The 7,651-nt window shown below is 58.7% G+C and carries 4 protein-coding genes and 1 pseudogene; 3 read left to right on the top strand and 2 right to left on the bottom strand.

Going from position 1 to position 7,651, the window contains the following annotated elements:
* Positions 1–64: 64 nt before the first annotated feature.
* Positions 65–1,861 carry a methyl-accepting chemotaxis protein gene (locus MA884_RS24665; RefSeq protein ID WP_256232958.1) on the bottom strand — a complete coding sequence of 599 codons (1,797 nt, stop codon included), beginning with the start codon at positions 1,859–1,861 and terminating at the stop codon, positions 65–67.
* Positions 1,862–2,107: 246 nt separating this feature from the next.
* Here MA884_RS24665 and MA884_RS24660 point away from each other — a divergent pair, with 246 nt between their 5' ends.
* The 3 genes from MA884_RS24660 to MA884_RS24650 all read left to right on the top strand — a co-directional run bounded on the left by MA884_RS24660 (position 2,108) and on the right by MA884_RS24650 (position 6,443).
* Positions 2,108–2,374, top strand: coding sequence for a DUF4212 domain-containing protein (locus tag MA884_RS24660; protein WP_047230535.1), 267 nt, complete (start codon positions 2,108–2,110; stop codon positions 2,372–2,374).
* An 11-nt stretch (positions 2,375–2,385) separates the two neighbouring features.
* Positions 2,386–4,155 carry a sodium:solute symporter family protein gene (locus MA884_RS24655; protein ID WP_256232957.1) on the top strand — a complete coding sequence of 590 codons (1,770 nt, stop codon included), beginning with the start codon at positions 2,386–2,388 and terminating at the stop codon, positions 4,153–4,155.
* A gap of 164 nt (positions 4,156–4,319) precedes the next feature.
* The gene (locus MA884_RS24650) at positions 4,320–6,443 is read left to right on the top strand and encodes a TonB-dependent siderophore receptor (protein ID WP_256232956.1); all 2,124 of its coding nucleotides are present in this window, start codon (positions 4,320–4,322) and stop codon (positions 6,441–6,443) included.
* Between the two features lie 68 nt (positions 6,444–6,511).
* Here the strand turns inward: MA884_RS24650 and MA884_RS24645 are convergent.
* A pseudogene (locus tag MA884_RS24645) lies at positions 6,512–7,031 on the bottom strand (acyltransferase); the annotation flags it as partial.
* Between the last annotated feature and the right edge of the window lie 620 nt (positions 7,032–7,651).

Raw genomic sequence — 7,651 nt, 5'->3', positions numbered from 1 at the left:
CGCTCCCACAGTTGTTTTAGGATGGCCTCGGGATTTGCTTCGCCACCGAACCAATTGCAATGCATCACTCCGCCAACAACACCGCCGCATCGAACCCGACCCGCAAGTTGCCCCAATGGCGACCACCGAAGAAGAACGGTACATCGATCTCGGTCATGATTTCCCCGGTATCGCGCAGGTAGGTCTGGAGCAGGAAGCGCTGGGTGTTGCCCGCCGCGCGCAGGCCGATCGGGTCGTTGAAGATCCGTTTGTTGCGGCACACCGGCAGGTCGACGGCGCGCTCGCCCGTCGGTTGTTTGGAAACCCAGCTGTTGTTCACCGGGCAATAACCCTTGGTGTCGACGATGAATGAGACTTTACCGCCCGGGGTGCTGCGGGTGAGTTTGTCGCATTGCTCCTGGCACACCTGGGCAAAACGCTCGGTGTAGCTGGTCATGTACTGCTTGGGATCGGTGCCGGGAATCAGTTGGTAGTTCTGATCGAACAGGTTGAGGCCATCCTGCTGCAGCGCTTCCAGCTGAACCTGGAGGCTGTCGCGGCACTGGCTGGCCCGGGTGATGGCGGCATCCAGCTTGCCGTGGCCGAGCACAAACCGGCCCAACAATGCCTGGACCTTTTCAGCGACACCGGACAGATCACGGGTAGCCGTTGCCGAATGCTGCATGCGCTGGTCAATCGACTGGCTGTCGGCATGGATCTGCGTGACCCGTTCGTTGATGCCTGTGTTGGATTCGGCGAACAACTGGATATGGGAAGCGATATCGGCCAACTTGCCATTGGTGGATTCGAAGTCGCCGATCATGCTTTCGAAATGGCCCGAGGCGCGCTCCACGACTTTCTGGGTTTCCCGGGCGCTGTGGCTGATCTGGTTGGTCTGTTCATGGGTGGAACTGACTTCTTCGAGCATGGCGTCGATGTTGCGCGAGATATCGTCCGTGGCCCGGCTGACATTCTGCGCCAGTGTGCGCACCTCATCGGCCACCACGGCAAAACCCCGGCCGCTTTCACCGGCCCGGGCGGCTTCGATGGCTGCATTGAGGGCCAACAGGTTGGTTTGGGCAGAGATCTGCTGGATCAGCCCAACGATGGACTTGATGCTGGAAGAGCGTTGGTTCAGGGCGCCTACCAGCGTGGCGAATTCATTGAGGCTGCTGGAGATTTCGCTGATGTTGCCCGTCACTTCCAGCAGCTCGGCATAGGAGTCGCGGGCCATGCTCAGGTTCTGGGCGGTGGTGCTGGAGATGCCCTGGGTCTGGCGTGAAACTTCTTCAATGCGGCCCACGGCGGTGTTGCTCTGGTCCATCACTTCCTTGGCGAAGCGGGCCTGGTGCGTAGCGCTGTCGCTGGAGTCGCTGATGTTTTTCAACGAGCGCGCCGATTCGACCGCAATGTGCACGGTCAGCGCCTGGACATTACTGATGATCTCCCGCTGCTTGGCCAGGAAACGGTTGCAGGTGTCGGCCAGCACGCGGATTTCGTCGTGGGTCACCAGGGGCAGGTCTTTGGACAGGTCGCCTTCGCCGCTGGCGATCTCCTCGAGGGCCTTGGTCATGGCCGTGACGGGGCGCACGATGAGGTGGCGAAAGTACCAGACCATGAAGCTGATCATGCACAGCGTCAGCAGCGCGCCGAAGAGCAGGGCATGGGTGAGGCTGTCGAGCCGGCCCTCGACTTGCCCCAGTAGCGCTGGGTCCAGTTGCGCGGTGTGCAACTGCAGCACAATGTCGGCGCGGGCACTGACCGCCACCCAGTAAAGCAGTCCACTGACCACGACCAGCAGAAAAAGGCTCGACAGCTTTTTGGTGAGCGTATCGAAAAACTGCATCTCGATAGACTCGTACAAGGCCTTTAGCGTCTGCATCCGTTGCTCCCGGGTAAAAAAACACTTCGATGGCATACATTCGACCGCGTACGGCAAAGCTTTAGGGAAATGGGCGATTTGATATCGCGATGAGGGTTTTCGCAATCTTCAAGCCGTTCCGTTAAGTGGGGAAGGCGAATGTCAATAACCAGGGGAGGGGGGTTAGACGAAAGTCGTACTAGCGCTCTGCCCAGCGACTGCTACGGTTTGAGTGGAAAACAATAAAAACAACGGGAGTTGATTTCCATGTCCACTCAAAAACAACAGGCTGCGCGTGCCTACTGGACGGAAAACCTGCGCTGGATGCTGGTATTGCTGGCAATCTGGTTCTTGGTGTCGTTCGGCTTTGGCATTTTGCTGGTTGACCAGCTCAACACCATCAGCTTCTTCGGTACGCCCCTGGGTTTCTGGTTCGCCCAGCAGGGGTCCATCTATGTCTTTGTGCTCGAGATTTTCTTCTATGTCTGGAAGATGAATCAGCTCGATCGCAAATATGACGTCCACGAAGACTGAGGCCGACGAGCATGGATACCCAAACCCTGATCTACCTGTTCGTCGGCGCGTCCTTTGCGCTCTATATCGGCATTGCCATCTGGACGCGTGCCGGCTCCACCAGCGAGTACTACGTCGCCAGCAAAGGCGTACACCCGGTACTCAATGGCATGGCGACCGGGGCCGACTGGATGTCGGCCGCCTCGTTCATCTCCATGGCCGGGATCATCGCCTTTGCCGGCTATGACGGCTCGGTCTACCTGATGGGCTGGACCGGTGGTTATGTGCTGCTGGCGATGTGTCTGGCGCCGTATCTGCGCAAGTTCGGCAAGTTCACCGTGCCGGAGTTCGTCGGCGCGCGTTACTACTCGCAGACGGCGCGAGTGGTGGCGGTGATCTGCGTGATCTTCATTTCCTTCACGTATGTGGCGGGGCAGATGCGCGGCGTGGGCATTGTGTTCTCCCGCTACCTGGAAGTGGATATCAATACCGGCGTGATGATCGGCATGGCCATCGTGTTCTTCTACTCCGTGCTGGGCGGCATGAAGGGCATCACCTACACCCAGGTGGCGCAGTACTGCGTGATGATTTTTGCCTACATGGTGCCGGCCATTTATATCTCGATGATGATCACCGGCAATCCGATCCCGCAACTGGGCTTCATCAGCGAGGTCACCGGCTCCGGCCAGAGTGTGATCGAGCGGCTCAACGGGCTGGGTGCGGAGCTGGGTTTCACGGCCTACACCGACGGCACCAAATCGACCACCGACGTGTTTTTCATCACCATGGCGCTGATGGTCGGGACCGCGGGCTTGCCTCATGTGATTGTGCGCTTCTTCACCACGCCGACCGTGCGTGATGCGCGCAAGTCAGCAGGCTACGCACTGCTGTTCATCGCCATTCTCTACACTACAGCGCCGGCCGTGGCGGCTTTCGCGCGCACCAATCTGCTGACTTCGATCCCCAACATCAGCTACGCCACCGCGCCAGCCTGGTTCAAGACGTGGGAAAACTCGGGGCTGATCGCTTGGGCAGACAAGAATAACGACGGCATCATCCAGTATGGCCCGGGTGCGGCCCTGGTCGGCGCGCCGAGCTTCACGGGTGAACGCGGGGCGAACGAGCAGCGGCTGCTGAGCAACCAGGTTTCACCGGTGGCCAACGAACTGTATGTCGACAACGACATCATGGTTCTGGCCAATCCGGAGATTGCCGGCTTGCCCGGCTGGGTGATCGCCCTGATTGCCGCCGGTGGCCTGGCGGCGGCGCTGTCGACGGCAGCGGGGTTGCTGTTGGTGATTTCCACATCGGTCTCCCATGACCTGCTCAAAAGCAACATCATGCCCAAGATCACTGAAAAGCAAGAGCTGCTGGCCGCCCGGATCGCCGCTGGCGTGGCGGTACTGATCGCCGGGTTGTTCGGCATCTACCCGCCGGCATTCGTGGCCCAGGTGGTGGCGTTCGCCTTTGGACTGGCGGCGTCCTCGTTCTTCCCGGTGATTGTCATGGGGATTTTCTCAAAACGCATGAACCGCGAAGGCGCGATTGCAGGCATGATCGTCGGGCTGACGTTCACGTTCAGCTACATCGTCTATTTCAAATTCATCAATCCGGCGATGAACACCGCCGATCACTGGTGGCTGGGTGTATCGCCGGAAGGCATCGGCACCCTGGGGATGCTCTTCAACTTTGCGGCCGCGCTGGTGGTGTCACGCTTTACCGCGCCACCGCCGGAGCATATCCAGCACCTGGTGGAAGATATCCGGGTTCCTAGGGGGGCAGGTGCAGCCGTCGATCATTGATTTGCGGTAAACCCTGATAAAAGGGTGGCAACGATGAAGGCGCCGGAGCAATCCGGCGTCTTCTTTTTTGCGCGGGTCAAGCGGGAAAACGTGAGAAATATTTACTGGGAATCATTCTCAAAGTATATTCTCTCTCATTAACATCCCTCTGTGAGTGCTGCGTCTTGAATCGTTCCACCCCTCTCGCTATCCGCAAAGTCCTTTTCAAACGCGTCTTGCCTACGCTTTCCTGCTGTTTCATCGCAAGCCCTTTGTGGGCGCAGGACATCCTCGAACTGCCAACCACGGACATCCAGGGCAGTCGCATCACTCAGGACGAAGGATATACGGCGTCGCAAGCCAGCACGGCGAGCAAAAGCGATGTACCGATCAAGGAAGAGGCGCAGTCGATCAACGTGGTGACCCAGCAGACCCTGGCGGACTATCAGGTGCGCTCGCTGGGCGATGCGATGAAGTTTGTCAGCGGCGTCAGCCAGGGCAACACCCTCGGCGGTTCGCGGGATTCGCTGGTCAAACGCGGCTTCGGCACCAACGATGACGGCTCGATCCTGCGTGACGGCGTGCGTTCGAACCTGGGGCGCAACTTCAGTGCCACCACCGAGCGGGTCGAAGTGCTCAAGGGCCCGGCCTCGATGTTGTACGGCGCGCAGGAGCCCGGCGGCCTGGTCAACATCATCAGCAAGAAGCCCGAATACACCCAGAGCACGACGCTGAGCGGCTCGGCCTACAGCGAAGGCGGCGGCACCATGGCCCTGGACACCACTGGGCCGCTGGGCGACACCGGCCTGGCGTACCGCTTGATTGCCGAGCGCGGTCATGAGGATTATTGGCGCAACTACGGCGTCAACGAAAGCACGCTGGTCGCCCCGTCCCTGGCCTGGACGGGCGAGCGGGCCTCGTTGAACCTGAGTTATGAGTACAACGAATATTCCAATCCGTTTGACCGCGGCACGGTGTTCACCAATGGGCATCCGGCCGACATTGACTACAACAAGCGCCTTGATGAGCCTTGGGCCAAGAGCGTGGGGATTCGCGAAACGGCGACAGCGCGGTTTGAGTATGAGCTGAGCGAGGCGTGGAAGACTCGCGTGATTTATGGCTGGAACAATGACCGGTATAGCCTTTCGATTGCGCAGCCGCGGATGACAAGCGGCGGTGTTTTTCAGCGTGCCGCCAACGGCGCGCACTACGACGATGAAACCCGCTACGCCAGCTGGGATTTCATCGGCAAGCAGGAGCTATTCGGTCAGCGTCATGACCTGTTGATCGGCGTTGATAACCAGGTATCCGATCAGTTCCGTGGCAAGACCTACCGTGGCGCCTATCAAGCCGGTTTCGACATCACAGCACCGGTGTACGGCGGTCTGGAAGAACCCAGCGTCATCAATCCGGGCCAAAGCGACTTGAGCAACAAACTGACTTCCAGCTCGGTGTACTTGAAGGACAACTGGCACCTGGATGATCGCTGGATCCTGGTCTTCGGTGGCCGCTACCAGCATTACGACCAGTTCAGCAAGCAAGGGCTGATCACCAGCGTGCCTGTTCGTGACGACAATGGTGATGCCTTTGTTCCGTTCCTGGGACTGGTCTATAAAGCCAACGAGACCCTGTCTCTGTATGGCAACTACAGTCGCTCTTTCAAGCCCAACGATACCGTCGACGACAACCTCAGCACCTTTAAACCAGAGGAGGGGCGCAGTTACGAAGTGGGCGCCAAGTACGATCCATTGCCGGGGCTGAATATCAATCTGGCACTGTTCGATATCGTGAAAAAGAACGTTGTGACGTCCTCCACTGTCAATGGTGCGACCCTGGCGGAGGCCGCCGGCAAAGTCGGCTCCCAAGGCCTGGAACTCGACATCACCGGCCGCCTGGCCGAGCGTTGGGACCTGATCGGCACCTACGCCTACACCCACACGGAAATTCTCGACGATCCGGATGACGAAGGTCACCGCCTGGCCAACGCACCCAAGCACACCGCCAGCCTGTACCTGACTCACCGCCTGAACGTGCCTGCCGAATTCGGCGCCTGGCGTGCCGGCGCCGGTGCGCGCTACGTCGGCGAGCGCGCTGCCAACAACGCCAACGATTTCTGGCTCAGCAGCTACACCGTGGCCGACGCCTTCCTGCGCTGGGAGTCGCCAGTGTTCGGGCACAAGACGTCGCTGCAGTTGAACGTGGACAATCTGTTCGACAAACAGTACTACCCGTCGTCCACCGGCAGCCAAGTGCAAGTCAGTGTCGGCGAGCCGCGTACGGCCCGCCTGAGTGCCAGCGTGACGTTCTGAGTGCGCTGTTCTGAAACAAAAAGTGCCCGGAAATTGAGTTCCGGGCATTTTTTTATACGGATCAGCAGCTAAGCCAGTGTACGGCCAACGGCTACCTGCGCGAAGTCACGTTTAGCGCCCGCCCTCAAGGCGTGGCGCAGCTTCAGCGCCGGGCGCTCAACGCAGTAATACGACAAGCCACTCAATGCCAGCGACAACACCAGCACCAGCGTAATCATCAGAGCGCTGTACTCAACCGGCCAGAACGCCCGCAGTACGTACATCACCACAAAATGGTTGAGGAACACGCCATAGCTGATGTTTCCCAGAAGCTCATCCAACCAGTGATGCTTGAGCCTGGTGAGCAAATGCACCGCCGGTAAACCCAATGCAAGCCAGGAACATTAGCGCTGCCACGACCGTGGTGATGGACGCGATCCATAGTCCTTTGGCCTGGGCGTGGTACAGGTAGCTGCCACACAGGAAGATGAACAACACGCCCGGCAGTAGCCGGTAGCCGTAGATGTCGGTGTTGACTTAGCCCAGCGAGGCGACCAGGAAAACCGTTACGGACACCGCGAATGCAATGCCTCGGGCCTTATAGAGGAGTTGATCCGTTGAACGGTTAAGTTATTAAGGTCTATCGGCGCTGAACAGAAGTTTGCGGGGCGACGGCGGGGAAGTGGGGGGAATTGGCAGATATGACATCGTTGTCCCAGTCAGGCCGCCATCGCGAGCAGGCTCGCTCCCACATTGGCAGTGGGGGAGCGGCAGCCCAAGTCCGCATCACCCGATGCGTCAGGTTGATTGGACTAAGCTCTGCCCTTGGCGCATGGGAAAACCTAAAGGTGAATGATCGCCTGTCAGGCGCTCCGAAAGCAGTGAGTAAAAATTTCCCTCTTTCAGGGCATTACAGACTTGTTACCCGACTTATTGCACCGATTCGACCCGTTCTGGAGCGTGTAGGAAAAAACTGAAATAAACGTTTCAGCCTTTGAATGAATTTGTGTCGCAAAAATGACAATAAATTTCGCCAAGGCGTACATTTACGATGGTTTTTCCAGTAATGCCCTGGTGCGCCGCGCTTAGGCACAGCCTTTGCTACGGCTCAAAGACAGGCCACCAACCCGGCGGCGTTATCAGGGGAGTATTCATTACGCGGATTTAATCAGGGGCGCACGTCATCCAGACGCAAAGGCCAGATCACAGACCAATGCCTATCGAGGTGC

Origin of the sequence: Pseudomonas sp. Q11 (assembly GCF_024494355.1) — a bacterium.
GTDB lineage: Bacteria > Pseudomonadota > Gammaproteobacteria > Pseudomonadales > Pseudomonadaceae > Aquipseudomonas > Aquipseudomonas hefeiensis.
This window is presented reverse-complemented; position numbering and strand designations above follow the sequence as displayed.

Coding starts and splice junctions, on each gene's coding strand:
- MA884_RS24665 (WP_256232958.1), bottom strand. CDS start 1,861: ATGCAGACGCTAAAGGCCTTGTACGAGTCTATCGAGATGCAGTTTTTC.
- MA884_RS24660 (WP_047230535.1), top strand. CDS start 2,108: ATGTCCACTCAAAAACAACAGGCTGCGCGTGCCTACTGGACGGAAAAC.
- MA884_RS24655 (WP_256232957.1), top strand. CDS start 2,386: ATGGATACCCAAACCCTGATCTACCTGTTCGTCGGCGCGTCCTTTGCG.